The organism is Streptomyces sp. NPDC029138, from assembly GCF_055564375.1.
The window spans coordinates 28,047-52,618 of sequence record NZ_JBVHWM010000023.1; the positions used below are offsets into that span (position 1 = coordinate 28,047).

Annotated in this window: 23 protein-coding genes and 1 pseudogene; 7 read left to right on the forward strand and 17 right to left on the reverse strand. The window is 73.5% G+C overall.

What is annotated here, in order from left to right; translation table 11 throughout:
- Positions 1-2: 2 nt before the first annotated feature.
- From ACZ4WH_RS19890 to ACZ4WH_RS19905, 4 genes are all read right to left on the reverse strand, one after another.
- On the reverse strand, positions 3-401 hold the full coding sequence (locus ACZ4WH_RS19890; RefSeq protein ID WP_468182120.1) for a CU044_2847 family protein: 399 nt from the start codon (positions 399-401) through the stop codon (positions 3-5).
- Positions 402-495: 94 nt separating this feature from the next.
- Complete coding sequence (locus tag ACZ4WH_RS19895) at positions 496-2,832, reverse strand: ATP-binding cassette domain-containing protein (protein WP_468182122.1); 2,337 nt, start codon at positions 2,830-2,832, stop codon at positions 496-498.
- A 29-nt stretch (positions 2,833-2,861) separates the two neighbouring features.
- Complete coding sequence (locus ACZ4WH_RS19900; protein ID WP_171150605.1) at positions 2,862-3,059, reverse strand: antitoxin; 198 nt, start codon at positions 3,057-3,059, stop codon at positions 2,862-2,864.
- Between the two features lie 74 nt (positions 3,060-3,133).
- Positions 3,134-4,141: an LLM class flavin-dependent oxidoreductase gene (locus ACZ4WH_RS19905; protein WP_468182125.1), complete on the reverse strand. Its 1,008-nt coding sequence runs from the start codon at positions 4,139-4,141 to the stop codon at positions 3,134-3,136.
- 143 nt (positions 4,142-4,284) lie between these two features.
- Here ACZ4WH_RS19905 and ACZ4WH_RS19910 point away from each other — a divergent pair, with 143 nt between their 5' ends.
- Entirely contained in the window at positions 4,285-4,776 is a 492-nt protein-coding gene (locus ACZ4WH_RS19910; protein ID WP_468182127.1) for a phosphatase domain-containing protein, read from the forward strand.
- A gap of 21 nt (positions 4,777-4,797) precedes the next feature.
- Here ACZ4WH_RS19910 and ACZ4WH_RS19915 read toward each other — a convergent pair whose 3' ends face one another.
- Positions 4,798-5,013, reverse strand: a complete 216-nt coding sequence (locus ACZ4WH_RS19915; protein ID WP_468182129.1) for a dodecin — start codon at positions 5,011-5,013, stop codon at positions 4,798-4,800.
- Between the two features lie 211 nt (positions 5,014-5,224).
- Between ACZ4WH_RS19915 and ACZ4WH_RS19920 the strand changes: the two genes are divergently transcribed.
- Positions 5,225-6,481, forward strand: coding sequence for an extracellular solute-binding protein (locus ACZ4WH_RS19920; protein ID WP_468182131.1), 1,257 nt, complete (start codon positions 5,225-5,227; stop codon positions 6,479-6,481).
- A 15-nt stretch (positions 6,482-6,496) separates the two neighbouring features.
- Here ACZ4WH_RS19920 and egtD read toward each other — a convergent pair whose 3' ends face one another.
- From egtD to egtA, 4 genes are read right to left on the reverse strand one after another with little or no spacing between them, the layout of a single operon-like run.
- Positions 6,497-7,456 (reverse strand): L-histidine N(alpha)-methyltransferase, encoded by a 960-nt coding sequence (egtD, locus tag ACZ4WH_RS19925; protein WP_468182133.1) that lies wholly within the window; start codon positions 7,454-7,456, stop codon positions 6,497-6,499.
- Positions 7,453-8,229, reverse strand: coding sequence for an ergothioneine biosynthesis protein EgtC (egtC, locus tag ACZ4WH_RS19930; protein ID WP_468182135.1), 777 nt, complete (start codon positions 8,227-8,229; stop codon positions 7,453-7,455). Before egtC ends, egtD begins: the two co-directional genes overlap by 4 nt.
- A complete protein-coding gene (gene egtB, locus ACZ4WH_RS19935) occupies positions 8,229-9,572 on the reverse strand; it encodes an ergothioneine biosynthesis protein EgtB (RefSeq protein WP_468182137.1) in 1,344 nt (447 codons plus the stop codon). The genes egtC and egtB overlap by 1 nt, the downstream gene beginning before the upstream one ends.
- Positions 9,569-10,918, reverse strand: coding sequence for an ergothioneine biosynthesis glutamate--cysteine ligase EgtA (egtA, locus tag ACZ4WH_RS19940; protein ID WP_468182139.1), 1,350 nt, complete (start codon positions 10,916-10,918; stop codon positions 9,569-9,571). The genes egtB and egtA overlap by 4 nt, the downstream gene beginning before the upstream one ends.
- 272 nt (positions 10,919-11,190) lie before the next feature.
- Between egtA and ACZ4WH_RS19945 the strand changes: the two are divergent.
- Positions 11,191-12,006, forward strand: a pseudogene (locus ACZ4WH_RS19945) (TIGR02452 family protein); the annotation flags it as partial.
- Between the two features lie 168 nt (positions 12,007-12,174).
- Here ACZ4WH_RS19945 and ACZ4WH_RS19950 read toward each other — a convergent pair.
- Both ACZ4WH_RS19950 and ACZ4WH_RS19955 read right to left on the reverse strand, forming a co-directional pair.
- A complete protein-coding gene (locus ACZ4WH_RS19950) occupies positions 12,175-12,621 on the reverse strand; it encodes a type II toxin-antitoxin system PemK/MazF family toxin (RefSeq protein ID WP_468182141.1) in 447 nt (148 codons plus the stop codon).
- 46 nt (positions 12,622-12,667) lie between these two features.
- Complete coding sequence (locus ACZ4WH_RS19955) at positions 12,668-13,141, reverse strand: cupin domain-containing protein (protein ID WP_468182143.1); 474 nt, start codon at positions 13,139-13,141, stop codon at positions 12,668-12,670.
- A gap of 111 nt (positions 13,142-13,252) precedes the next feature.
- Here ACZ4WH_RS19955 and ACZ4WH_RS19960 point away from each other — a divergent pair, with 111 nt between their 5' ends.
- From ACZ4WH_RS19960 to ACZ4WH_RS19970, 3 genes are all read left to right on the forward strand, one after another.
- Positions 13,253-13,936, forward strand: a complete 684-nt coding sequence (locus ACZ4WH_RS19960; protein ID WP_468182145.1) for a helix-turn-helix transcriptional regulator — start codon at positions 13,253-13,255, stop codon at positions 13,934-13,936.
- Between the two features lie 333 nt (positions 13,937-14,269).
- Positions 14,270-14,698 (forward strand): hypothetical protein, encoded by a 429-nt coding sequence (locus ACZ4WH_RS19965; RefSeq protein WP_468182147.1) that lies wholly within the window; start codon positions 14,270-14,272, stop codon positions 14,696-14,698.
- A 62-nt stretch (positions 14,699-14,760) separates the two neighbouring features.
- The gene (locus tag ACZ4WH_RS19970) at positions 14,761-16,341 is read left to right on the forward strand and encodes a hypothetical protein (RefSeq protein ID WP_468182149.1); all 1,581 of its coding nucleotides are present in this window, start codon (positions 14,761-14,763) and stop codon (positions 16,339-16,341) included.
- 30 nt (positions 16,342-16,371) lie between these two features.
- Here ACZ4WH_RS19970 and ACZ4WH_RS19975 read toward each other — a convergent pair whose 3' ends face one another.
- The 3 genes from ACZ4WH_RS19975 to ACZ4WH_RS19985 form a co-directional block, all read right to left on the reverse strand.
- On the reverse strand, positions 16,372-17,859 hold the full coding sequence (locus ACZ4WH_RS19975) for an SPFH domain-containing protein (RefSeq protein ID WP_468182151.1): 1,488 nt from the start codon (positions 17,857-17,859) through the stop codon (positions 16,372-16,374).
- A 133-nt stretch (positions 17,860-17,992) separates the two neighbouring features.
- Positions 17,993-18,211, reverse strand: coding sequence for a hypothetical protein (locus tag ACZ4WH_RS19980; RefSeq protein WP_468182153.1), 219 nt, complete (start codon positions 18,209-18,211; stop codon positions 17,993-17,995).
- Positions 18,212-18,237: 26 nt separating this feature from the next.
- Positions 18,238-19,668, reverse strand: coding sequence for an amidase (locus ACZ4WH_RS19985; RefSeq protein ID WP_468182155.1), 1,431 nt, complete (start codon positions 19,666-19,668; stop codon positions 18,238-18,240).
- A 281-nt stretch (positions 19,669-19,949) separates the two neighbouring features.
- On the opposite strand from ACZ4WH_RS19985, the gene ACZ4WH_RS19990 reads away from it, so the two are divergent.
- Complete coding sequence (locus tag ACZ4WH_RS19990; protein WP_468182253.1) at positions 19,950-21,980, forward strand: TerD family protein; 2,031 nt, start codon at positions 19,950-19,952, stop codon at positions 21,978-21,980.
- Positions 21,981-22,034: 54 nt separating this feature from the next.
- Here the strand turns inward: ACZ4WH_RS19990 and ACZ4WH_RS19995 are convergent, their stop codons facing one another.
- The 3 genes from ACZ4WH_RS19995 to ACZ4WH_RS20005 form a co-directional block, all read right to left on the reverse strand.
- Positions 22,035-22,562: a hypothetical protein gene (locus ACZ4WH_RS19995; protein ID WP_468182157.1), complete on the reverse strand. Its 528-nt coding sequence runs from the start codon at positions 22,560-22,562 to the stop codon at positions 22,035-22,037.
- A 58-nt stretch (positions 22,563-22,620) separates the two neighbouring features.
- Complete coding sequence (locus ACZ4WH_RS20000; RefSeq protein ID WP_468182158.1) at positions 22,621-23,583, reverse strand: alpha/beta hydrolase; 963 nt, start codon at positions 23,581-23,583, stop codon at positions 22,621-22,623.
- A gap of 393 nt (positions 23,584-23,976) precedes the next feature.
- Positions 23,977-24,537 (reverse strand): NADPH-dependent FMN reductase, encoded by a 561-nt coding sequence (locus tag ACZ4WH_RS20005; RefSeq protein WP_468182160.1) that lies wholly within the window; start codon positions 24,535-24,537, stop codon positions 23,977-23,979.
- Between the last annotated feature and the right edge of the window lie 35 nt (positions 24,538-24,572).

Below are 24,572 nucleotides of genomic sequence, written 5' to 3' on the forward strand. Positions count from 1 at the left end.
CGTCACTCCGCGCCGGATGTCGCGCCGGTGTCCGGGGCGGGTTTCCAGGCGGCGGTGACGGTGAGATGCGCCTGCCCGGCCGCGCCCACGATCCCGAACTTCAGATCCTGGCCGACCTGCACACCGAAGGTCACGGTCAGTTCGGTGGGTGGATCGGGCACCGCCGTGGCGGCGTCGTGGACCTCCTGCAACAGCGGGCCGATCGGCCGCAGCGCGCCGCGCAGCGCCTCGGCGGCGAAGTTCGCGACGGCCCGGCCGCCCGCGCCGACCGGCATGGCCCGCCCCATGCCCTCCGGCAGGTCGTCGTCCGGTGGGGCGGCGGGTGCGGCGCCGGTGCCGGGGGCGAGCAGGAACCGGACCGGAGTGCCGTCGGCGAGCGCGAGATCGGGTGAAGTGGACACGCTCGTATTATCGGCGGGAAGCCCCGGCGAGCCGCTGGACTTGCACAACTCGTTTACCGCATCGATGCCTTGGACGCGGTGGGCCACCCCGGGCTCAGGGCATGACCCGCGCCAGATACGGCGCCGTGGCGCTGCCCTCCGCGCGGGCCACCCGGTCCGGCGGGCCGGCCGCCACGATCCGGCCGCCCCGGTCGCCGCCGCCCGGGCCGAGGTCGACCACCCAGTCCGCGCCCGCGACCACCGTCATGTCGTGCTCGACCACGACGACCGTGTGCCCGGCGTCGACCAGCCCGTGCAGCCGGTCCATCAGCACTTCCACATCGGCCGGGTGCAGTCCGGTCGTCGGCTCGTCCAGCAGGTACAGGGTGTGGCCCCGGCGTCCGCGCTGGAGTTCGCTCGCCAGCTTGATCCGCTGCGCCTCCCCGCCGGACAGCTCGGTCGCCGGCTGGCCGAGCCGCAGATAGCCGAGGCCCACGTCGAGCAGGGTGCCGAGGCTGCGGGCGGCGGCGGGGGAGTCCGCGAAGAACTCCGCGGCGGCCTCCACGGTCAGGTCGAGCACGTCGGCGATGGTCCGTCCCCGGTACGTCACCTGGAGCGTCTCGGGGTTGTAGCGGGCGCCGCCGCAGTCCGGGCAGGGCGCGTAGGTGATCGGCAGGAACAGCAGTTCCACGCTGACGAACCCCTCGCCCTGGCAGGTCTCGCAGCGCCCACCGGCCACGTTGAACGAGAACCGGCCTACGCCGTACCCGCGCGCCCGCGCCTCCTCGGTGCCGGCGAACACCTTCCGCACGACGTCGAACAGGCCCGTGTAGGTGGCCAGGTTGGACCGCGGGGTGCGGCCGATGGGCTTCTGGTCGACGCGGACCAGCCGCTCGACGCGGCCTGGGTCTTCCGTCAACTCGCCGATCAGCGTGGACTTTCCGGAGCCGGAGACACCGGTGACCGCGGTGAACGCGCCGAGCGGGAACTCGGCCGTCACCCCGCGCAGGTTGTGCCGGGTCACCGGTCCGACCGACAACCAGCCGCGTGGTGCCCGGACTTCGCGCGGCGGTCCGGGCGACTCGTCGAAGAGGAACACGGCCGTCGCCGACTCCTCGACCGAGGCCAGCTCGGCCACCGGCCCGCTGTACAGTACCCGCCCGCCGTGCTCGCCCGCGCCGGGGCCCACGTCGACCACCCAGTCGGCGCCGCGCACCACCTCCAGATGGTGTTCCACCACGAACACCGAGTTCCCGGCGGCCTTCAGCCGGTCCAGCACGGTCAGCAGGGCCTCGGTGTCCGCCGGGTGCAGTCCGGCGGACGGCTCGTCCAGCACGTACACCACACCGAACAGCCCGGAGCGCAACTGCGTGGCGAGCCGCAGCCGTTGCAGCTCGCCCACCGAGAGGGTGGGGGTGGCCCGGTCCAGGCTGAGATAGCCGAGCCCTAGCTCGACCACCGGCGCGATCCGGGACGTGAGGTCGGCCCTGAGCACCCGGGCCGTCTCTGTCCCGGTGCCGCCGTCGAGGAGCCCCGCGAGGTCGGTCAGCGGCAGCGCGGCCAGCTCCGCGATGGTCCGCCCGCCGAAGGTCACCGCGAGCGCCTCGGGTCGCAGCCGGCTGCCCCCGCAGGCCGGGCAGGGCGCACTGGTCAGGAAGCGCTCCGCCTTCGCCCGCAGGGTCGGCGACCTGGTGTCCGAGAACGTCTTCAGGACGTACCGGCGGGCGCTCATGTACGTGCCCCGGTACGGCCGTTGGATGCGGTCGGCGTCCCGGACCGGGTGGACGGTGACCACCGGCTGCTCGTCGGTGAACAGGATCCACTCGCGCTCCCGGGCGGGCAGCTCACGCCAGGGCCGGTCCACGTCGTGGCCGAGCGTGTCCAGGATGTCCCGCAGGTTCTTGCCCTGCCAGGCGCCCGGCCAGGCCGCGACGGCACCCTCGCGGATGGTCAGCGAGGGGTCCGGGACCAGCAGGTCCTCGGTGGTCTCGTGCACCTGCCCGAGGCCGTGGCAGGTGGGGCAGGCACCGGCCGCCGTGTTCGGCGAGAACGCGTCCGAGTCCAGCCGCTCGGCGCCGGGCGGATAGACGCCGGCGCGCGAGAACAGCATGCGCAGCGAATTGGAGAGGTTGGTGACCGTGCCCACCGAGGAGCGCGAGCCGGGGGCGGAGCGGCGCTGCTGGAGCGAGACCGCGGGCGGCAGCCCGGTGATCTCACCGACCTTGGGCGCCCCCACCTGGTGGATCAGGCGGCGCGCGTACGGGGCGACCGACTCGAAGTACCGCCGCTGCGCCTCGGCGTAGACCGTGCCGAACGCCAGGGACGACTTGCCCGAGCCGGAGACGCCGGTGAACACGGCCAGCACGTCCCGGGGGATGTCCACGTCGACGCCCTTGAGGTTGTGCTCGCGGGCGCCGCGGACGCGGACGTACGGGTCATGGGGGCTGTGCATCGGGGGGATACCCTAACCGCCCCCGTGCGCTAGACCTGCGGAGGGTTGTCCCGGTCCTGCGGCCGGGTGCCGAACTCGTCCCGCAGCTTGTCCTGACCGGTGTCGACCTGCGACCGGTACTTGTTCCCGGTGCGCTGGTCGACGTAGTCGCCGCCCTTGTCGATGCCCTTGTCGGCCATGCCCTCACGGCCCTTGAGCATGCCCTTGATCTTGTCCTTCAGGGACATGGCAGCCCTCCTCGTCGCTAGAGGTTCGCCCTCCCAGGGTCACCGGCCCGGGCCGGGTTCGCATCTCGGGCGGTTCACCGGCCCGGAGCGAAGAGCGCGGCGAGCCGCCGGTGGGAGTCCAGCAGGGCCGTACGGTCGTAGGTGCTGGTGGTGACGAGCACCTCCTCGGCGCCGGTCTCCTTCAGCACCGTCTCCAGCTCGTGGGCGACCTGGTCCGCGGTGCCCGCGATGTGCCCGGCGAGCCCGGAGACGTACAAGTCCCGTTCCTTCGCGGTCATCGCGCGGGCCTCGACCTCCTCGGCGGGGGCGAGCGGCGGGAAGGAGCCGTGCGTGCGGGAGTACGCCATCGCCCAGGCCTCGGGGATGAGCAGCCGGCGCGCCTCGGCCTCGCTGCCGGCGACCGCGACCGTGCCGGAGATCACCACGTACGGCTCGGACGCCCAGCGGGAGGGGCGGAACAGGGAGCGGTACTGGTCGATGCCGCGCAGCATCTTCTCCCGGCCGCGCAGGTCACCGATGACCATGGGCAGGCCCGCGCGGGCCGCGATGCGCGCGCCCTCGCCCATGGCCAGCACGAACGGCGGCACGGTCAGGCCCTCCGCCGGGCGGGCGTGCACCCCGGTCGGCGAGCCGCCCGTGAACCAGTCCAGCAGCTCGCCGAGCCGCGCGGCGAAGTCCTCGGCGTCGCCCTTGTCCCGGCCGAGCGCCTTGCGCACCCCGTCCGTGAAACCCACGGAGCGGCCGAGCCCCATGTCGACACGGCCCGGGAACAGGGATTCGAGCACCCCGAACTGCTCGGCGACGACCAGGGGTTGGTGGTTGGGCAGCATGACCCCGCCGGTCCCGACCCGGATGGTGCGGGTGGCCGCGGCGACGGCGGCGGCGAGCACGGTCGGCGCGGAGCCGGCGACGCCCGGCACGCCGTGGTGCTCGGACACCCAGAACCGGTGGTAGCCCAGCGCCTCCGCCTCGCGGGCCAGCGCGACGGTCTCCCGCAGCGCCTCCGCGGGCGGGTGGCCCTCGCGGGTGCGGGAGCGGTCGAGGACGGAGAACCAGGTCCGGCTGATCACTGTGCTGCTCACGCAGGGTTCAACACCGTGGCGGGCCCTGGATTCCCGTGGCCACGCCCGGTGGGTGCGCGGGTACGCACCGTACGGCCGGCCCGTCCTGCCGCCGTCGGTCGCGCGCAGCCGGCCGGGGCCCGGGGCCGGTTAGGGTGGTCGGTGTGACCGACAGCAGCAAGCGCCCGCTGGCCGTGTTCGACCTCGACAACACGCTTGCCGACACCGCCCACCGCCAGCACTTCCTGGAGAGCCGGCCGCGTGACTGGGACGCGTTCTTCGCCGCCGCGCCCCAGGACCCGCCGATCGCCGAGGGCGTGGCGCTGGCCGTGGAGAGCGCCGGGGCGTGCGAGGTCGTCTACCTCACCGGCCGCCCCGAGCGGTGCCGCCGGGACACGCTGGAGTGGCTGGCCGCCCACGGGCTGCCGGAGGGGCGCGTGCACATGCGGGGCAACGCCGACCGCAGGCCGGCGCGGTTCACCAAGCTGGAGATCCTGCGCCGGCTCGCCCGGGACCGGGAGGTCCGGGTGGTCGTGGACGACGACGAGCTGGTGTGCGACGACGCCGAGCGGGCCGGCTTCACCGTCGTACGGGCCCGCTGGGCGGCGAAGCCGGCCGCGCTGGAAGAAGCGCAGGAGCGCGAAGGGCGTACCTGAGGAGGGCCCGCGCGGGCGCGCTCAGTCGGCGTCCTCCAGACGGAAGCCGACCTTCAGGCCCACCTGGTAGTGCTCGATCCGGCCGTTCTCGATCTGGCCGCGGATCTGGGTCACCTCGAACCAGTCCAGTTTGCGCAGGGTCTGGTCGGCGCGGGCGATGCCGTTGCGGATCGCCTGGTCGACGCCCTCGTGCGAGGTGCCGACGATCTCGGTGACCCGGTAGGTGTGGTTCGTCATGCGGGTGCTCCTCTCGTGTCACGCCGTACTCCACCGTGCCGTATCCGCGCTCCGCCCGCACGGCGTCGCGGGCCTGCCGTGGGGCCGGCCCTTGACCCCGGCATTGGTCCATACCAAAATCCAGCACACCCGTACGAGCCGCGCGCTCGTCCCCCCACGTCGGGCCCCCACCCCTGTCCCAGCACTCCCGCCAGACAGAACAGGACCCCTCGTGAGACGTCGTCTGCTCGCCCTCGTCTGTGTCACCGGCTCCCTCGTCAGCGGCTGCGGGATGCTCCCCGGCGGCCACGAGCGCAAGACCGTGACCGTGTGGCTGATGAAGGACAGCGCCTCCAAGGAGTTCCTGCGGCGGTTCACCGAGGACTTCGAACGCACCCACAAGGACCTGCGACTCGACATCCGCATCCAGTCGTGGACCGGCATCGTCGAGAAGGTCCGCGGCGCGCTCAAGGCGGACTCCGGCGACGGCCCGGACGTCATCGAGGTCGGCAACACCCAGGTGCCGCTGTACGCGGACGGCGGCCGGCTCGTGGACCTGACCCTGGAGTCGATGCGGGACTGGGACAAGGAGAAGTGGCTGCCCGGCCTCGCCCAGCCCGGCAAGGACGGCAACAAGCAGTTCGGCATCCCCTGGTACGCCGCCAACCGGGTCGTCATCTACCGCAAGGACCTCTTCGAGCAGGCCGGCATCACCAGCCCGCCGAAGACCCGCGACGCGTGGCTCGCCGCCACCGAGAAGCTCGACTCCGGCGGCAACCAGGGCATCTACCTCGCCGGACAGGACTGGTACACGCTCTCCGGCTTCATCTGGGACGAGGGCGGCGACCTCGCCAGGGAGAAGGACCACGAGTGGCAGGGCACCCTGGACACCCCGGCCGCGCTGCGCGGCATGGACTTCTACCGCCGGCTCCAGGCGCTCGGCGAGGGCCCGACGGACGCCGACGAGGAACACCCGCCCCAGGCCGGGGTGTTCGCCGGTGGCAAGGTCGCGCAGATCGTCGCCGTACCCGGGCTCGCCCAGGCGGTCGTCCGGCAGAACCCGGGCCTGAAGGACAGGCTCGGCTTCTTTCCCGTGCCCGGCCGGACCGCCGGGCGGCCCGGCACCGTCTTCACCGGCGGCTCGGACCTCGTCGTCCCGGACAACACCGACGACCAGTTCGCAGCGACCGCCGTCGTCGGGGCGCTCACCGGCGCCAAGTGGGACACCGAACTCGCCCGCACCATGAACTACGTGCCCAACAGGACCACGCTGGCCGGTGCGGTCGCGAGCGAGGAGGGGGTCGCCGCCATGGCCGCGGGCGCGGCACACGGCCGGGCGACCCCGAACACTCCTCAGTGGGCCGACGTGGAGGCCGACAACCCGATCAAGGAGTACATGACCCGGGTGCTGGGCGGCGCGGACCCGGCGACCGAGGCCCGCCGCGCCTCACGCGAGATCACCGAGGCGCTCGCCCCGAACGTGGGCTGACCGAGCGCACCCGGCTCACCGCGCCACGCTCAACGACAGCGCGAAGCGGCCCTGCGCGTCCGTCCACCAGTGGGTCAACTCCAGACCGGCGGCGGCCAGTTCTCCGGTCACGCCCTCCTTCCGGAACTTGGCCGACACCTCGGTGCGCAGTTCCTCGCCCGCCGCGAAGTCCACGGCGAGATCCAGCGCGGGCACCTTCACGGTCTGCGCGGTACGGGAGCGCAGCCGCATCTCGATCCACTCCCGTTCGGCGTCCCAGAGGGCCACATGGTCGAACGCGTCCGGATCGAAGTCGGCGCCCAGTTCGCGGTCGACCACGGCCAGCACGTTCTTGTTGAACGCGGCCGTCACCCCGGCCGCGTCGTCGTACGCCCGGACCAGCACCCGCTCGTCCTTGACCAGGTCCGTGCCGAGCAGCAGCCCGTCGCCCGGGGCGAGCAGCGCGCGCACGGACGCCAGGAACCGGGCGCGTTCGGCGGGCAGCAGGTTGCCGATCGTCCCGCCGAGGAAGGCCACCAGCCGGGGCCCCGGCGTGGCGGGCAGGGTCAGCGGGGCGGTGAAGTCGGCGATCAGCGCGTGGACTTCGAGGTCCGGTCGGTCCTCGATCAGGGCCTGCCCGGCCTGGGTGAGGGCGCTCTCGCTGACGTCGACCGGGACGTACGCCGAGAGGGGGAGCGCGTCGATCAGATAGCGGGTCTTCTCCGAGGAGCCCGAGCCCAGTTCGACCAGGGTGCGGGCACCGCTCGCCGCGGCGATCTCACCGGACCGGTCGGCGAGGATCTCCCGTTCGGCGCGCGTCGGGTAGTACTCGGGCAGTTCGGTGATCTGCTCGAACAGCTCGCTGCCGCGGGCGTCGTAGAACCACTTGGGCGGCAGCCACTTGGGGGTGACGGTGAGGCCGTGCAGGACGTCGGCGCGCAGCGCGGCGTCCGTCGCGTCCTCGGGGAGCGTGCGGGTGACGTGCAGGGGGCTCAACGGCAGGGCTCCTTCGTTGCGGCCGCCGGTTCCTCCAGCGGGGCGAGCAGCACGCCGGCGTGGCTCGCGGTCAGCACGGTGCGGTCGGGGACCTCCTGCCAGAGCGGGTCGTCGTCGTACGGCTCGGAGGCGACGACCGTGCTCCGGCCGGGCTCCGTTCGGTACCACAGCGAGTCGCCCCAGGCGGTGGCCGTGATCGTGGCTCCGTCGGTCAGCAGCAGGTTGAGGCGGGAGGCGGGGGCCGCCCGCGCCAGCTGGCGAACCGTTTCGCCCACGGCCTGGTCCGGTTCGTCGCCGGTCCGCAGCCGGTGCAGGACGAGCGCCCAGACGAACGCCGAGTCGTTACGGGCCTGGAGCGAGAGCAGATCGACCGGCGGCAGCGCGGACACCAGGGGCGCCGCCGCGTCCGGCCAGCCCGCGACCGCGCCGTTGTGGCTGAACAGCCACCGCCCGGAAGCGAACGGCGCCGCCGCGGCCTCGGCGTCCGCCCCCGCGAAGGTCGCGTCCCGGACGGCCGCCAGCACGGCACCCGAGCGCACCACCCGCGCCAGGTCGGCGAAGGACAGGTCGGCCCAGATCGGCCCGGCCCGCCGGTAGCGCGCCGGGACCGGGTCCTGCGAGGCGTACCAGCCCACCCCGAAACCGTCGGCGTTGACCGTGCCGTGCCGCTGCCGGCGCGGCGCCCACGACTGGCGGAACAGACTGTGCGGGGGCTCCATGAGGAACCGGCCGAGCGGCTCCTCGGGGCCCAGATAGGCGAGATGGCGGCACATCAGACGGCCTCCGAGCGGGCGGTGCGGAACCCGGAGAAGATCTGCCGGCGGATCGGATAGTCCCAGTTGCGGAACGTGCCCCGGCAGGCCACCGGGTCGACGGCGAACGAACCGCCGCGCAGCACCTTGTGCTCGGGGCCGAAGAACACCTCCGAGTACTCCTTGTACGGGAAGGCCTGGAAGCCCGGGTACGGCAGGAAGTCGCTCGCCGTCCACTCCCACACGTCACCGATCAACTGCCGCACACCGAGCGGCGATTCACCGGCCGGATAACTGCCGGCGGGAGCGGGCCTCAGATGCCGCTGGCCCAGGTTGGCGTGTTCCGGTGCCGGGTCGGCGTCCCCCCACGGGTAGCGTCGCGAGCGGCCGGTGGCCGGGTCGAAGCGGGCCGCCTTCTCCCACTCCGTCTCGGTGGGCAGCCGCCGCCCGGCCCAGCGGGCGTAGGCGTCCGCCTCGTACCAGCACACGTGCAGCACCGGCTCGTCGGGCGGGACCGGCTCCGTGATCCCGAACCGGCGCCGCAGCCACTGGCCGCCGTCCCGCCGCCAGAACAGCGGGGCCGAGATGGAGTGCTGCCTGATGTGCGCCCAGCCCTGCGGCGACCACCAGCGCTCGGTGTCGTAGCCGCCGTCCTCGATGAACGCCTGGTACGCCGCGTTCGTGACCGGGGTCGTGTCGATCCAGAACGGCGCCACCTCCCGCGGGTGCGCCGGGCGCTCGTTGTCCAGCGCCCAGGGCTCGCTGGAGGTGCCCATGGTGAACGGGCCTCCGGGGACCAGGACTTCGGCCGGCCCCGTGAACAGCGGGGCCGGCTCCGGGTCCGGGGCGGTGAGCGCCTGCGGCCCCTTCCGGAGCTGATGGGTTATCAGCATGGTCTCGTCGTGCTGCTGTTCGTGCTGCGCGATCATGCCGAAGGCGAAACCGGCCTCGGTCAGCCGGGTGCCGTGGAAGTCCGCCGCCTGGAGCAGGTCCAGCGCCCGGCCGCGCACCTCCGCCGCGTACCGGCGCGCCTCGTCGGGCGGCAGCAGCGGCAGGGTGGGGCGCTCGGCCCGAGGGTGCTCGAACGCGTCGTACAGGCTGTCGATCTCGGGCCGCATCGCCTCCCGGCCGCCGACTGCCCGCAGCAGCCACAGCTCCTCCTGGTTGCCGATGTGTGCCAGGTCCCAGACCAGCGGGGACATCAGCGGGGAGTGCTGGGCGGTGAGATCCGGTTCGTCGACGCAGGAGGTCAGCAGTGTGGTGCGGTCACGGGCAGTGGTCAGGGAGGCCACCGCGCGCTCCCGCAGCGCCTCGGTGTCCGTCTCGGCCGTCTGGGTCTCGATGTCGGTCTCGGGGGCGGTCATGTACGGATGTCCTTCCTCCCGTGGGCGGTGCGGGTGCCTCCGTCCGGGCCGGGCCCGGAAGGAGGCGGAGCGGTCACGGGCAGCCGGTCCAGCAGGTCGTCGGCCGGGCAACGGCCCCGGGCCACATAGCGGTCCCGGTACGCCGCCACGGCGTCGGTGACCCGGGCGGTGGCGCCGAGCCGGGGAAGCGCGTCCAGGGCCGCCGCGAAACAGGCGTCGGCGGTCTCGCGCAACTCCGGGTCGGCGAGCCCGAACCGGGCCGCGTCGACCCACAGGGGGTTGTGCGGGGCGGGCAGGTTCAGAGCCCGTTCGCGCAGCGGTTTCACGGTCCGGTAGGCGGTCTCGGCCGCCTCCGGGTCGTCGAACAGCGCCGCCGTCACCGCGAGCGGTACGATCCAGCCGTCCTCGCCGGGCTGCGCGTCGATCATCCGCAACTCCAGATGGCCGCGCGGCCGGACCGGTGGGAACAGGGTCGTCAGGTGGTAGTCGAGGTCCGCCCGGGTGGGCGGCCGGGGTGAGCCGGAGCGGGTCCACTCCCGGAAGGTCAGCCCCTCGGGCACCTCCCAGGGCCCGCTGTCCCGGCGCACGCACATCACCGGCGCGTCCAGCACATGCCGGGCCCAGGCGGCCCGTGGCTCGCCGTTCAGCGGTGGAGCGCCGGCCCGGCCGGCACCGATCTCCATCCACATCAGCTGCCGGGTGGACTGCCAGCCCGTGGGGCGGCGGCCGAGCAGCGGCGAGTTGGCGAACGCGGCCACCAGGACCGCGCCCAGCTGGTGCGCCAGCCACCAGCGCCGGGTGTGCCCCAGCGGGCCGGGCTCCTCATGGCCGGCGTCCACACAGACCTGGACGGACGCCGAGGCGCACATCATGTGGCGGCCCGCCGGACCGGTGCGGTCCAGGCAGGTCTCCATGGCGTCGTAGCGGGGCTCGTGCAGGAATCTGCGGGGCGCGTGCCAGGGATCGTGGCCGATGCCCGCGAGGCCGAGACCGTCCTTCGCCAGCACGGCCCGGACGGTGTCCAGGTCGGCGGAGACGGTGTCGACGCACTCCATCAGGGAGGCGGCGGGCGGCGAACTCAGCTCCAGCTGGCCGCCGGGTTCGACGGTGAGCGCCGATCCCAGGGGTGCGGCCCGCACGGTGGCGTAGGCCGCTTCGAGTCGTTCGGGTGTGACCGGGAGCTGCGGCAGCTCCAGCGAGTGGACCAGCCACTCCAGCTCGACACCGAGGGTGCGAGGCGGTCCGGTCTTGAAGCAGATGCCCCGGACCAGGGCCTCCACCTCGGCCTCGGTGACGGCGGTGCGGTGCTCCGTACAGTCACCGCCGTCGCTCTGCGTATGAGACATGTCGGGATCCTCCTGAGATTCCACCATGCCACCTGCCCGGGGTTGGGGCCGGGCAGGCACTCGTCCCACCCAAGACCCTCGCACCGATTCGCACAAGGGTGCCAGCCCGGACGTTCCGGATTCGTCACTTCCGTTTCCTGGCCCGTTTCCGGGCCGTTGCGGGAGCGGGAAACTCCGTTGCACCGCATCACCAGCATCACCCAGGATGCGTCCATGAGCACGACGGGGGAGACCGCGCGGGCCGCGGTCGTGGCGCCCACGGGGGTGGCGCCGTGAGCGCGCGCCTGCGCGGGATCGCCGAGGAAACGGAACGTATCGTGGCCGCGGGCCGGTACCGCGCGCCGGACGGCCGGGAGGTGTCGGTCGCCGAAGCGGTCGAGGCCGCTCGGGCGGGCACCCGGATGTTCGGGCCCGCGCCGGTGCCGGTGACACCGGCAAGCGGAACCGACACGGTGGTCGAGGTCAGCGGCGAGAGCAGCCTGGAGGCGGCCCGCCGGCTCGCCGACGCCCCGGTCGCCGTCCTGAACTTCGCCTCCGCCCGGAACCCGGGCGGCGGTTACCTCAACGGCGCCCAGGCCCAGGAGGAGGCCCTGTGCCGCGCCTCGGCGCTGCACACCTGCCTGCTGACGGCCCGCGCCTTCTACGACCATCACCGCGCCGACCGCGACCCGTTCTACTCGGACCGCGTGATCCACTCCCCGGCCGTCCCCGTCTTCCGCGACGACCGGGGCCGGCTGCTCGCCGAGCCGTACCTCGCGGGCTTCCTGACGGCCGCCGCCCCCAACGCGGGCGTGATCCGGCGTACGGCCCCGGAGCGGGCCGCCGCGCTCCCGGAAGCCCTCGCGGTACGGGCCGAACGCGTCCTGGAGACGGCCGCGGCCCACGGCTACCGCCGGCTGGTGCTCGGCGCCTGGGGCTGCGGCGTCTTCCAGAACGACCCGGCGCAGGTCGCGGGGGCCTTCCGGACGCTACTGGGGCCTGGCGGCCGGTTCGCGCGGACGTTCGAACAGGTGGTGTTCGGGGTGCTGGACCGGACGGCGGGGGCGGCGGTGCGGGGGGCGTTCGAGCGGGCGTTCCCGGAGTCGGTGGGGGTGTTGCCGGGGTTGGGGGGTGCGGGGGCGGGTGCCGGTGCCGGTGCTGGTGCGGCTGCCGGCCCTGCCGAGACGAGCGGGTCGGTCAGGGCCGGTCGTAGCGTTCGAGTGATGGTCCGGGTCGGTCAGGGCCAGTCGTAGCGTTCGTGCGATGGTCCGGGTCGGTCAGGTCCAGCCGTAGCGTTCGTGCAGGCGTTGCCGGACCAGGTTGAAGCGCATCCGGTCCAGCGCGCACGCCTCCCGGCGCATGCCCTCCTCGTGCAGCCGCAGCACCCGGTCCACGTCCACCCACGAGTCGCGGCCCGACCGGTCCCACGGTCCGCTTCCGATCGCCACCCACTCGCGGTCGCCGTCGTGCCGCTTGCTGGAGAGCTGTACGGCGAGGAAGGTGCCGGCCGCCTCCCGGGCCACCACCAGCACCGGGCGGTCCTTGCCCCGGCCGTCGTTCTCCTCGAACGGCACCCAGGTCCACACGACCTCCCCGGGGTCCGGGTCGCCATCATGGGCCGGGGAGTACTCGGTGCGCACCCGGCCGACCTCGCGCGGGTCGGCCTCGGTGGTGGCGTGCGGGCCGTGGCGGCCGGGGGCGTTCTCTTCGGTAGACGTGCTCACGGAGGCACCCTAGTGGTCCGCGTAACTCGGCTCCGCTGCCGGTGCGTTACTCCGGGGCGGAGCCGGGGTGCTGGACCGGTGCGCCGCCGGGGTGCTGGACCGGTGCCGTGCCCGTCGGGCGCGCGCCGATCCGCATGCCGGGGCGCCGACCGTGCACGGTCAGATACGTCAGCCCCGACTCGCCGGCGGTGATGCTGCGCGCGGTGCCGTGCGGCAGCCAGGCCAGGGCGCCCTCGGTGAGCGGCTCCACCGTGTCCGAGGAGCCGTCGCCGAGCGTGCCGTCCCCGGCGACGACCAGGACCAGCACGTCCAGGTGCGCCTCGGTGTGGGCCGTGATCCGTCCGCCCGGAGCCAGCCGGACCACGTTCGCGTCGAGCTGCCGTCCGCTCTCCGCGAGCTTCCACAGCACCCCGGACGGCGCCGGGGGTGCCTCGGCCAGTGCGCGGGTGTCGCACAGCACGCGCGGGCCCGCCGCCGGGTGGCCGGCTGCTGTGCTGTCGATCGCGGACGGCGACGTCATCTGGTGTTCCCCTCGGCTCTTGCGTTCCCTGCCCACAGTGTGCGGCCACTTTACAATTAATACATGTAGGATTCGTGAAAACAGGCGCAGGCGGGAGAGGGGTGTCCGGACGTGACCACGCGGGAGAGCCCGCGCCGCCGGGAGGTGCTGGACGTGCTGCGCACCGCGCCCTCGCCGCTCGGGGTCGCGGAGGCCGCCGAGCGGATGGGGCTCCATCCCAACACCGTGCGGTTCCATCTGGACGCCCTCGTGGCCGACGGCCTGGTGGAGCGCCGGACCGAGGCGCCCACGGGACCGGGCCGGCCCCGCACCGTCTACACCGCCCTCCCCGGTATGGACCGTGGCGGCCACCGCGACTACCGGTTGCTCGCCCGCATGCTGCTCAGCCGGTGGGCCGCCGCCGACCCGGCCGAGGCGCGGGCGGAGGCGACGGAGACGGGCCGCGCCTGGGGCCGCTTCCTGGTGGACCCCCTCCCGCCGTACGAGCCGGCGACGCCCGAGCGGTCGGTGACCGCGTTGCTCGCCCTGCTGGACGGCCTGGGCTTCGCGCCGCAGCCGGAAGGGGAAGGCGCAGAGAACGGTGAGTGCGGCCGGACACCGGAGCGGATCCGGCTGCGGCACTGCCCCTTCCTCGAACTCGCCGAGGATCAGGGCGGGTTGGTGTGCCCGCTCCATCTGGGCCTGATGCAGGGTGCGTTGGCGGAACTGGGCGCGCCGCTGACAGCCACCACGCTGGAGCCGTTCGCCGAACCCGACGCCTGCGTGGCCCACTTGGCGCAGAGCGCGCCCGGCTGAACCGTCTTTCGCGGTTCCCGGCGCCCCACCGGCCGAGCCCTGCCGACCGACCCCCGCCGCTCCCGGCGCCCCACCGGCCGAGCCCGCCGCTCCCGGCGAGCCGCCGTGCCGCTCGCTGCATTTGCGGCCGTGGCTCTGGGCCGGTCGTCGCGCCGACCAGCGGAGCCACATCCGCCGTACCACCCCGCTCAACCCGGCAGCAACACACCCCCGCTCAACCCCGCCGTGCCACCCCCGCACCACCCGGCCGCACCACCACCCCCACAAACCCGCCGCCCCGGACACCACGCCCCAACCACCCCCGCCACCCCCGGCGGAGAAAGGTCGACCCCCATGAACACCGCCCCCGCCGCCACCGCCGGTGCGGTCACCTTCGTCTGGCTCGGGATGGTGCTGGCGATCTCCTTCCTGGAGGCCCCGCTGAAGTTCCGCGCCCCGGGTGTGACGATCCCCGTCGGTCTCGGTATCGGACGGCTGGTGTTCCGCGCGCTGAACGCCGTCGAGGCCGTCCTCGCGGTCGTCGTGGTCCTCGCGGTCGCCCTGGGCGACGCCCCGGCCGCCGTCCTGTCGCTGACCGCGGCGGTGGCGGCGCTCCTGCTCGCCCAGCTGGCCGTCGTCCGCCCCCTCCTCAACCGCAGGTCCGACCGGGTCCTCGCGGGAGAGGATCTGCCCCGCTCGCGCAGCCACCTGTGGTACGTGGCCCTGGAGGTCCTGAAGGCAGGCAGCCTGATCGCCCTGGGCGTCGCCCTGCTCACGGCGTGATCCCGTAGGGTCGGTCGGCGGGGGGCCGCGAGGCCGGGACACTCACGGGGGGACACGGACGCATGCCGACACCCGCACAGATCTGGGCGGAAGCCGACCTGCCGGCCCGCCGCCTGGCCGGACTCGCGCTCAACCCGTCCGTGCCGGAGGACATCCTGCTCCGGCTGCTCGCCGACGCTCCGCTCGCCGTCCGCATGGTGCTGTGCCGCGACCGCGAGTTGCCGGACGCCCTCGTGGACGCGATCACCGCGCACCCCGACCCGCGCACCCGCGGCTTCCTCGCCGTCAATCCGCACGCCGACCCCGCCCAGCGCGCCCGGCTGGTCGACGACCCCGACCGGACCGTCCGCGCCCACCTCACCGAGGGCCCCCGGACGCCCCTCCCGCACCGGCCGAGGCCGCTGCCCGACGACACCGTCGTACGCATGATCACCACCTACGACGGTGAGGAGCCGCTGGGTTCGCTCGGCTTCTGGCAGCAGATGTCGTGGGAGCTGATCGACTCCCTGCCCACCCACCCGGTCGCCAAGGTCCGCTGGTGGGGCGTCGGTCAATGGGAGTCGCTGTCCGCCGAGCGACGGGCCGCGCTGCTCGCGGACCCGGACGACAGCGTGCGCGAGCGGGCTCAGGAGCGGGTGCGGTGGGAGGACCCGGCGTGGGTGGAGAGCGAGCTGCCCGCGCGGTCCTGCCATGCCCGCACCGGCATCCTGCTCAACCGGCCCCTCACCCCGGCCGTCGTCGCAGGCGTCCTCACCGCACCGGCCCGCGAGGACGAGCGGGCGACGCTCGCCCTCAACCCCACACTGCCGGCCGACGTGGTGGCTCTCCTGGCCGCCGACCCGGACCCGGAGGTGCGGGAGGGGATCGCCGGTCGCGCCGACCTGCGGCCCGCCGAGCGCCGCGCCCTCGTCCGCGACCCCCACCCGGACGTGCGCCGGGCGGTGGCCCGCCATCCGGACCTCGGCCCTCAGGAGCGCCGTACGCTCGCCGAGGACCCGGATCCGGAGGTCCGGCTGGCGGTGTCCGCGCACCCCGCGTTCAGCGAGGAGGAACGCGCCCGCATCGACTACCGGGTGCCGCTGGACCGCGCGTTCGGCTTCCACCCGGCGCCCCGGGTGCCCCGCGATCCGGCCGACGTCCGCCGGGACGCCCTCTCCGGACACCCGATGCTGCGCAGAAGGGCCGCACGGGAGCACACGCTGCCGGCCGATCTGGCGGCCCGCCTCACGGAGGACGACGACCTCGGCGTCCGTGTCCTGCTCGCCCAGAACCACCCGGACGCCCCGGCGGCCCTCCTGCTGCGCGGTTTCCTGGAGTACTCCGGCCCGGAACGCGACCGACTGCCCACCCTGCCGAACTTCCCGCGCACCGGGCTAGCCCGCCTCGCCGGGCACGCCGACCCCCACGTCCGCGCCCTGGTCGCACGGGACCCGGACACCGAGCCGGCCGTCGCCGAACGGCTCACCCGTGACCCCGATCCCGAGGTCCGGGCGGCCCTGGCCCTTCACCCGAACCTCCCGGCGCCCCGGCTCGCGGAGCTCCTCGCCGACCCGGAACTCGCCCACGCCGCCGCGGCCAACCCGGCCCTGCACCCGGAGACGGTCGACCGGCTCGCGCACACGCACGGCCGGGGCCCCTGGTGAGGGACCCCGGCCGCACGGAACACCCTTTTCTCAGCCCTCCTGCTCCACGGGCACCTTCTGCGGCGCAGGCGTCACCACGCCGTTGAGCGAGGGTGAACCCCCGTTCACCGCCTGCCCGTTGTCACCCATCGTGGCGAGCAGCTTGCGGGCGAGGCCGAGCCCGGTGCCGCCCATGGTGAGCGCCTTGGCGAACAACTCGCCCATGCCGTCGGCGCCGTTGAGCAGCACCATGTTGTCGACGTTGCCGAACGCCGACGCCCCCGCCTGGACGATCTCCGGCCACCTCTCGGCGAGTTGCTGGGCGACGACCGCCTCCTGGTTCTCGGCGAGGGCCGCGGCCCGCGCCTTGATGGCCTCCGCCTCCGCGAGACCCTGGGCCCGGGTCGCCTCGGCCTCCGCCAGGCCCTTCGCCTGCTGGGCGGCGGCCTCCGCCTCACCGGTGGCCCGGGTGGCTGCGGCGGTCGCCGCGCCCCGGGTCTTGGTCGACTCGGCCTCGGCCGCGGCGGCGGCCTTCACCCGGGTCGCCTCGGCCGCCGCCGCCAGCTCCGTCTCCTTCGCCTTGGCCTGGGCCGCCGAGATCCGCGCGTCGCGCTCGGCCTCGGCCAGCGTCCGCTTCTCGTACGCCTTCGCGTCCGCCGGCTTGCGGACGTCCGCCTGGAGCTGCTGCTCCCGCCGGTGCGCCTCCAGTTCGGCGACCCTTGTCTCCTGCACGACGACCTCCTGCCGGGCCGCGGCCGCGGCGAGCGGGCCGGCCTGCTGGGCCTTCGCCGCCGCCTTGTCCCGCTCGGCCTGGTAGCCGGCCTGGAGGATCTCGCTGTCCCGGGTGGCCTCCGCCATCCGCGCGAACGACTGCTGCTCGGCCTCGGTGGCCAGCCGGTTCGCCTCGGCCTGCGCGATACGCGCGTCCCGCTGGACGGCCGCGGCGTGCGGCATCGCCAGGTTCTGGATGTACCCGGTCGGGTCCTCGATCTCGTGGATCTGCAACGAGTCCACGATCAGACCGAGCTTCTCCATCTCCGTACCGCAGGCCGCCCGGGTCTGCCCGGTCAGCTTCTCCCGGTCGCGGATCATGTCCTCGACCGTCAACCCGCCCACGATCGACCGCAGATGACCGGCGAAGACGTTGTGCACCCGCTCCGACATCAGCTTCTGCTGGTCCAGGAAACGCCGGGCCGCGTTCGCGATCGACACGAAGTCGTCGCCGACCTTGAAGATGACCACGCCCCGCACCTTCAGCGGAATGCCCTGGTGCGTCACGCAGTCCACGTGCAGCTCGGTCTCGTTCAGGTCCAGCGACAGCTTGCGCACCGCCTGCACACCGGGCAGCACCAGCGTGCCGCGCCCGGTGACGATGCGGAAGCCCATGCCCTCCTCAATGCCCTCGGTGCGGTGCTTGGACCCGGAGATGATGAGCGCCTCGTTCGGTTCGGCGACCCGCCACATCATCTTGAACAGACCGATCAATACGAGGACGGCAACGACGACCGCCCCCGCAACGACGCCGACAACCATCGGCATACGCCCCCTTTGCATGGTGCCCGTTCGGCACCGAACGAAGGGAGTGTGCGCCTGCCGGGAGCCCGGGAGAAGACGCGGGCGAATCCTTGTTGCAATCTTGACGCACGCCGCCCTCACCAGGGGCGAAACATGCTCAACTGTCGTACGCGGCCGTCACGTAGACGGTCCTCGGCGGCAGGTGCTCCACCACCATCACCACCGTCCCGGTCGGGATCCGGCCCGTGCCGTCGGCCGGATAGGCGAGGAAGTGCTCCGCGCCGCCGCGCACCCGCACGATCACCTCTCCGACCAGACCGGGCCCCACCGTCCCCGTCACCCGCCCCATCAGCCCGACCATCGACGCGTCGTCCATGGCTCCAGCGTACGGGCGGAACGCCGTCACGCCGCCGGAGTGCCGGCGTCCGCGTCCGCCCGATCCGGCGGCCACAGCTCGTGCCAGCGCAGCTCCGCCTCCAACTGCGCGGCCAGGGACACCAGGAGAGGCTCACTGTGGGCCGGGCCGAGCAGCTGCGCGCCCACCGGGAGTCCGGAGCCGGCGAACCCGGCGGGCACGTTCACGCCCGGCCAGCCGAGCACGTTCCACGGCCAGGCGTACGGGCAGGCGGCGATGATCGCCCGGTCCGTGGCCAGCCCGCCGAGCCGGGACAGGGCACCGATCCGGGGCGGAGGCATGGCGGTGGTCGGGGCGAGGATCACGTCGTACGACTCGAAGAACGCGCCGATCCGCCGGTGCAGCACCGCCTCGGCACGCCGGGCCGCCCGGAGCGGGGCACCGGCGAGCAGCCGGCCGAGCCGGGCCGCTTCCCGGGTGCGCGGATCGAGCAGCGCGGGGTCCGGTGCCTCGCGGACCCGCTCGGCGATCCCGGCGGTGGCCCGGGGCACGAACGTCAGCCCGATCTGCCCGTACGGCGGATCGGCCTGCTCCACGACATGCCCCAGCCGCACCAGCCGCTCGGCGAGTTCGACCACCCGGGCGCGGATCTCCGGGTCCAGCCGGGCGCGTACGGCGGTGAACGGCGGCTTCAGCGACAGGGCGATGCGCAGCCTGCCCGGGTCGCGGCCGACCGCGTCCGCCACCGTCAGCGCGGGCGGCCGGTGCGGGTCCAGGTCGTGGTTGCCGCTCGCCGCGTCGAGCAGCACGGCCGCGTCGGCGACCGTACGGGCGAGGGTGCCGTTGACCGTGATGCCATAGAAGGACTCGCCGCGCGGCCAGGTCGAGATACGGCCGCGCTGCGGCTTGATGCCGATCAGATGCGTCCACGAGGCCGGGATGCGCACCGAACCGGCGCCGTCGGAGCCGAGCGCGGCCGGTACGAGCCCGGCGGCGACGGCGGCGGCCGAACCGCCGGACGACCCGCCGGGCGTGTGCTCGGTGTTCCACGGGTTGCGGGTCTCCCCGAACGCCGGCCCCTCGGTGAACGGCCACTGACCCAGCTCGCAGGTGTTCGTCTTGCCGACGATCACCGCGCCGGCCGCGCGCAGCCGCCGTACCGCCTCCCCGTCCGCGGCCACCGGAGGGAACTCACCCCGGCAGCCGAACGCGGTCGGCTCACCGGCCACGTCCATGTCGTCCTTCACCGCCACCGGCACCCCGAGCAGCGGGCGCCGCACACCGGCGGCCAACTCCCGGTCCGCGGCGTCCGCTTCGGCGAGCGCCGCCTCGGCGCGCACGATCCGGAAGGCGTTCAGCGTCGCCTGCGTGGCCTTGATCCGCGCCAGCGCCCGCTCCACCAGCGCCCGTGAGGTCACCTCCCCCTCGGCGAGCGCACGCCGGCTCTCCACGAGTCCTGCGACACGGTCGGGCGTCATGAACGAGCACCTCCGGGAGACTCCGGGGACGATGTCTACCGAACGGTAACGTCGGATGGGAGCGGGAGCGCGGTTTTCACGCGGGTGTCCTCCAGGGGATGGAGCGGTGTTCCCCCGCCGAACGGGGGGAGGGACGTGTTTCGGCCATGGGGCGTGGCGGTGATGCCTGAAGGCTACAGTTTTCCCCTGTGGGTCACATCACAATGAGTTGTGTGATGGGCCCGGAAGGCGTGTGCGTATGGGGAAGACGCAGCAATCTGGGGGGATTGTCGGTGCTGGAGATGGTGAAGGGTTCGAATGCAACGCTTTCGGCTCTGAGTGACAACGTCGGTTCGGTGATCGTGAGCCTGCGCTGGGCCAGCCCGAGCGGCGAGGGCGACGCTGACGTGTCGGTCCTTTTGCTGGGGCCGGACGGCAAGGTGCGCAGCGACGCCGACTTCTACTTCTACAACAACCCGGTTGCCTCCGACGGCAGCGTGCAGCTGCTCGGCAAGGCCCCCGTGGAGCAGGGCGACGAGGACCGGATCGGGTTCGATCTGACGGCCGTACCGGACGATGTCGACAGGATGGTCATCGCCGCGAGCCGGTACGGCGGTGCCCACTTCGGTGAGCTGGAGGACCTCACGGTCACCCTCTCCGACGGAACCGGCGAGGGAATCCTCCGGTTCGCGATCGACGGCGCCCGATCGGTGAGCGCGGTCATCTTCGGCGAGCTGTACCGCCGCGACGGCGCATGGAAGTTCCGCGCCGTCGGGCAGGGATACGCCGACGGCCTGGCCGGCCTGGCGACGGATTTCGGTGTCGACATCGACGACGACGCGGCAGCGGAGTCCGCTCTGGACGACGGCACGGCCGAGGAGGAGGGCACGACGGCCGACGCCGCCACGGCCGAGCCTGCCCCTGAGGCGGCACTGCCCGCCGTTCCCTCACCTCGGCGGTCCGAGGAAGCGGACCGGGCGTCCGGTCCGACGTCACGCCCCCGCACGGCCAAGAGGAAGATCACCGTTCCGAAGGCGGCGAAGAAGTCTCTCGCCGAGAACGAGTCCTGGAGGGAGGCGAGGCTGTTCCCGGTCTCGGCGCTCAAGAGCGACCGGGACCGAGAGGCCCGCGCGACCTCGGTCCTGCTGTCGGTCATGGCCCAGGTGCCGGAGTTCGGCAGAAGGCTCATGGCCGGTTTCGGCGCGCCGGCGGGCCGCATGGAGACGTTCGTCGAAGTGTCCCTGCCGCACGGCGACACACCGCGACGCCCGGACGGCGTCGTCCGCGTGGAGCGGGCGGGCAAGTTGTGGACCGCGCTGGTCGAGACGAAGACCAACGGCAACGCGCTCAGGAGCGACCAGGTGCAGGCGTACATGGACATCGCCGCACGCCGGGGCTATGAGGCCGTGATCACGCTGTCCAACGACGTCGCCCTGGAAGGCAGCCCCCTGGTGGACGTCAAGGTCGACGGCCGGCGCAAGCACAAGGTGGCCCTGTGGCACCTGTCCTGGGCGGAGGTCGCCTACCAGGCGCAGGTGCTGATCCGGCACGAAGGCGTCGGGAACGCGGCGCACGCCTGGCTGCTCCAGGAACTGTTGTACTACCTCCAGCATGAGAATTCCGGCTGTCACGGATTCCAGAACATGGGCCCCGCCTGGGTACCGGTGCGCAACGGCATCGACGAGGAGACGCTCTGCCAGGGCGACCCGAGGGCACTCGACGTCGTGGAGAGCTGGGAACGGCTCATCCGCCAGGTGTGCCTCGGGCTCGGAGGCGAACTCGGTCGCAAGGTGCTGCCCGTTCAGCGGGGCAAGCGGGGCAGGGACCCCCGTGAACTGCGCCAGGCCCAGGCCGACCGGCTCTGCCTTGAGGGCCGGCTCCAGGCCGAACTCCGCTTCGACGGCGCGTCCGGTGTGCTGTCGATCGGCGCGGACCTGCGCACCGGCAAGCTCCGGGTCTCCACGGACATCCCCGCCCCGGCCCAGGGCTACCCCCTGACCTGGGTGAAAAGACTCGTCCGACGGCTGGCGGAGGCGCCGGCCGATCTGCACATCGAGACGCTGGTCGACGGTGAGACAGGCGGCCCGCGCGGGACGCTGGAGCGGTTGCGTCCGGAGCCGGCGGACCTTCTGCCCAAGGCGGACGGTGCCCGGATCACCGGTTTCCGTCTCTCCTTGTTCAAGTCCATGGGCCATGGCCGTGGCAACGCCGAGACGGGATTCATCCGCAGCGTCGACGATGCCGTCCAGCGTTTCTACGGCAACGTGGTGGTGCCTTTCGACCGTCCGACGGCGCGACGCACGTCCGTCAGGGAGCCGGTGACATCACCATGAGGCCATCGCCCCCGCTGAGCGGCGCGCGGGGGCGGCCAGGCCCTGTCCGGTGGATCAGACGCGGACCGGGAGGCGGCGGGTCGGCCCGTCGACGGGGATGACGCCGCTCGTCACCAGCGCCTCCTCCGTGTCGGCGAACTCCCAGCGGGCCGCGTACCCCCCTCCCTCGGCCGGCCACTCGGCGCGAACGACAGGGCGGCTCAACAGACGCTCGAACCAGTCGGCGCACCGCTCCGCGAGTTCGTCGACCGTGCCGGAGGCACGGAAGAAACCGCGCTCGGGCGACTCGTGGAGGTTGAACAGCTGGTCGCGGACCTTCCCCGCCCGCACGTGGGTGCCGTAGAAGTGCACGGCCCACTCGCCGAGCGCCACCGAGCGCGCCTCGTCGAGGAGGCACACATGGACGAGCAGCGAGGACTCGTCCTCGGGCCGTCCGACCTGGCTGGGAGCCCACGGCACCCGCCAGGCGGCGGCCCGGCCGCGAAGGGCGGCCAGGAAGGCGCGTTCCGTCTCGTCGAAGTCCCAGGGCTCGTCGCCGTACTGCTCCGGGTGCTCGGCCTCGAACCAGCTGTCGATGTCCACCAGGAGACTGTAGAGCCGAGGTGTCGCGCCTCGGTGGTCAAGGTGTCGCGCGTGAGGATCAACCCAGCAGCCGCCGCAGCCACCCCTCCCGGGCCGCTCGGGCCGTGCGGGACAGGGTTGCCTCCGGGGCCAGGGCGTCGAAGCCGTGGCAGCCGCCCGGCCAGACGTGGAGTTCTGCCTCGCCACCGGCCTGCCAGATGCGGGACGCGTAGCCGACCACCTCGTCGCGGAAGGTCTCCGCGGAGCCCACGTCCAGGAACGCCGGGGGCAGGCCGGACAGGTCCGTGGCGCGGGCCGGGGCCGCGTACGGGGAGACCCCGGGGCCGCCGCGGCGGTCGCCGAGCAGGGCCGTCCAGGCGGTCTCGTTGGCGGTACGGTCCCACACGCCCAGGCCCGCCATCTGGCGGCTGGAGACGCTGTCGTTGCGGTCGTCCAGCATCGGGCACATCAGCAGCTGGCCGAGCGGACGCGGACCCCGCCGGTCCCGGGCGAGCAGGGCCAGCGCCGCCGTGAGGCCGCCGCCCGCGCTGGCGCCCGCGACGACGATCCGGTCCGGGTCGCCGCCGAGCTCCCGCGCGTGCTCCGCGGTCCACAGCAGCCCGGCGTACACGTCCTCGATCGGCGCCGGATGCGGATGCTCGGGCGCGAGCCGGTACTCCACCGACACCACGACCGCGCCCAGCTCACGGGCCCAGGCCAGCGGTTCCGTCACGCCGGCCCGGTTGGTGCCGGCCACCAGGCCGCCGCCGTGCACGTGGTACAGCACCGGCAGCGGGGGCGGCGCGGGCGCGGCCGTCGGCCGGCACAGGAGGAGGGAGACATCGGGGGCACCCTCCGGACCGGGCACCGTACGGTCCTCCGCCTCGAACGCGCCGTCCATCGTCACGTCGACCAGTTCGACAGCCGCGCTGCGCCGGGCGGCCTCGACATCGGCCGGCGTCAACCCGGGCGCGATCACCCCCCGGAACGACTCCAGCACGGCGGCGAGTTCCGTGTCGAACGGCGGCGGGACCAGGGACATGGCTCCTCCTCCTTCCGTGACGTCCGAGGGCCGGTCACGAGGTACGCGGTCATGGGCCGTCTACCCCTTGGCGCCCGGAGCACGACCTGCCGGGGCCGGCTCGGTCGTGGTGTCGGGGTCGACGGCAGGCGTGCGGCGGGCCGGTCGTCCCGTCACGTGCCGGCTCAGCTTGTCTGGACACCGTGATCCTTTCACCGCGCCGTGGCGAGACGTCCCGGTGGACGGAACGGTTCGCGGCTCCGGCGATGGAGCGGCTGGCGGGGCTGGAGTAGGGCGGGGTGCGGCGCGGGGCCGGGGCCAGGGCTGAGGCACGGAAAAGGGCCGGAGCCGCGACGGCTCCGGCCCTCACCGGGAACGTACGGCACCGGCCCCTACGGGGTACGGCGGTACGGCTCAGGCGGCGGCAGCGCCCACGTTGCCGTGCAGGCGGGCGACGACCTCGGTCAGCTGGGCGGCGACCTCGGCGTCGTCGACCGGGTGGGTCTCGGCGAAGCGGGTCACGGAGCCCGGGATGGACAGCTTGATGTCCTCGAGCACCTTGCCGCCGGCGATGCCCACGGCCTTGCGGGCCTCGTCCTGCGCCCACACGCCGCCGTACTGGCCGAAGGCGGTGCCGATCACGGCGACGGGCTTGCCACCGAAGGCGCCGGCGCCGTACGGGCGGGACAGCCAGTCGATGGCGTTCTTCAGCACGGCCGGGATGGTGCCGTTGTACTCGGGGGAGAAGAGCAGGAAGGCGTCCGCGGCCTGGGCGGCCTCGCGCAGCTTGGCGGCGGCGGCCGGGACGTTGCCCTCCACGTCGATGTCCTCGTTGTAGAACGGGACGTCGGCCAGGCCCTCGTACAGCTCGACCTCGGCGCCCTCGGGCGCGAGCTTCACGGCCGCCTCGGCGAGCTGGCGGTTGTGCGAACCGGCGCGAAGGCTGCCGACGAGCGCGAGGATGCGAACAGACATGGGAACTCCAAGGGGGGCTGAAACATCGCTGTCAC

Excerpts from the sequence above, each read along its gene's own strand:
- ACZ4WH_RS19980 (WP_468182153.1), bottom strand. The coding sequence starts at position 18,211 with ATGGACGACGCGTCGATGGTCGGGCTGATGGGGCGGGTGACGGGGACG.
- ACZ4WH_RS19965 (WP_468182147.1), top strand. The coding sequence starts at position 14,270 with ATGAACACCGCCCCCGCCGCCACCGCCGGTGCGGTCACCTTCGTCTGG.
- egtC (WP_468182135.1), bottom strand. The coding sequence starts at position 8,229 with ATGTGCCGCCATCTCGCCTATCTGGGCCCCGAGGAGCCGCTCGGCCGG.
- ACZ4WH_RS19990 (WP_468182253.1), top strand. The coding sequence starts at position 19,950 with ATGGTGAAGGGTTCGAATGCAACGCTTTCGGCTCTGAGTGACAACGTC.
- egtA (WP_468182139.1), bottom strand. The coding sequence starts at position 10,918 with ATGTCTCATACGCAGAGCGACGGCGGTGACTGTACGGAGCACCGCACC.
- ACZ4WH_RS19970 (WP_468182149.1), top strand. The coding sequence starts at position 14,761 with ATGCCGACACCCGCACAGATCTGGGCGGAAGCCGACCTGCCGGCCCGC.
- egtB (WP_468182137.1), bottom strand. The coding sequence starts at position 9,572 with ATGACCGCCCCCGAGACCGACATCGAGACCCAGACGGCCGAGACGGAC.
- ACZ4WH_RS20000 (WP_468182158.1), bottom strand. The coding sequence starts at position 23,583 with ATGTCCCTGGTCCCGCCGCCGTTCGACACGGAACTCGCCGCCGTGCTG.
- ACZ4WH_RS19895 (WP_468182122.1), bottom strand. The coding sequence starts at position 2,832 with ATGCACAGCCCCCATGACCCGTACGTCCGCGTCCGCGGCGCCCGCGAG.
- ACZ4WH_RS19985 (WP_468182155.1), bottom strand. The coding sequence starts at position 19,668 with ATGACGCCCGACCGTGTCGCAGGACTCGTGGAGAGCCGGCGTGCGCTC.
- ACZ4WH_RS19975 (WP_468182151.1), bottom strand. The coding sequence starts at position 17,859 with ATGCCGATGGTTGTCGGCGTCGTTGCGGGGGCGGTCGTCGTTGCCGTC.
- ACZ4WH_RS19915 (WP_468182129.1), bottom strand. The coding sequence starts at position 5,013 with ATGACGAACCACACCTACCGGGTCACCGAGATCGTCGGCACCTCGCAC.
- ACZ4WH_RS19900 (WP_171150605.1), bottom strand. The coding sequence starts at position 3,059 with ATGTCCCTGAAGGACAAGATCAAGGGCATGCTCAAGGGCCGTGAGGGC.
- ACZ4WH_RS20005 (WP_468182160.1), bottom strand. The coding sequence starts at position 24,537 with ATGTCTGTTCGCATCCTCGCGCTCGTCGGCAGCCTTCGCGCCGGTTCG.
- ACZ4WH_RS19955 (WP_468182143.1), bottom strand. The coding sequence starts at position 13,141 with ATGACGTCGCCGTCCGCGATCGACAGCACAGCAGCCGGCCACCCGGCG.